The sequence below is a fragment of the Piscirickettsia salmonis LF-89 = ATCC VR-1361 genome (assembly GCF_000297215.2).
Lineage (GTDB): Bacteria > Pseudomonadota > Gammaproteobacteria > Piscirickettsiales > Piscirickettsiaceae > Piscirickettsia > Piscirickettsia salmonis.
On record NZ_AMFF02000169.1, the window covers coordinates 1 to 532 of the forward strand.

A 532-nucleotide genomic window follows, 5' to 3' on the forward strand; every position below is an offset into this window, starting at 1 on the left:
GGTAGCGACGCTTACGTAAAAGAAACTGTATGGTCTCGATGTTTGCTTCAACCTTAATTAGTGAAAGAATATAAAATCCTCTGATCAGAAGATCAATTACCTTATCTAAAATTTATATGCAGACTAATAAATTATATTTATTTAGTCTTTAATTTTAGTTGCTTGTTTAGACTGATTTGCCATTACATCAACTCTTTCGATACACAGTTCTTTGGCTTGCTTACCAAGCTTTTCACAGCCAATTAGCACTTCTGTATGATTTTTTTCAAAAGTGGCTGGACTGTAAATCTGAATGACTAAAACTGCGAAATAAATGATAACACAGCTAATTGAAATGATTAGAGGGGCTTTAGCTTTTGAAAACATAACTTAGTTATCCTTCTTACTTATTTGCCTTAATTATTACTTTATCATTGTTATTACCAGAAGTAAAAGGCAGTACCTGTAAATGGCTGGTAGCGAGATAAAGTTAGAGTATTCTTCAATTTATGTTAAGTACCATATGAACAAGTCAAACGCTGCGAGCCATGGA

1 protein-coding gene is annotated in these 532 nt (G+C 32.7%); it reads right to left on the bottom strand.

Annotation, left to right across the window (positions count from 1 at the left end; translation table 11 throughout):
• Positions 1–141: 141 nt before the first annotated feature.
• On the bottom strand, positions 142–366 hold the full coding sequence (locus C200_RS12815; protein ID WP_016212441.1) for a hypothetical protein: 225 nt from the start codon (positions 364–366) through the stop codon (positions 142–144).
• Positions 367–532: the final 166 nt, after the last annotated feature.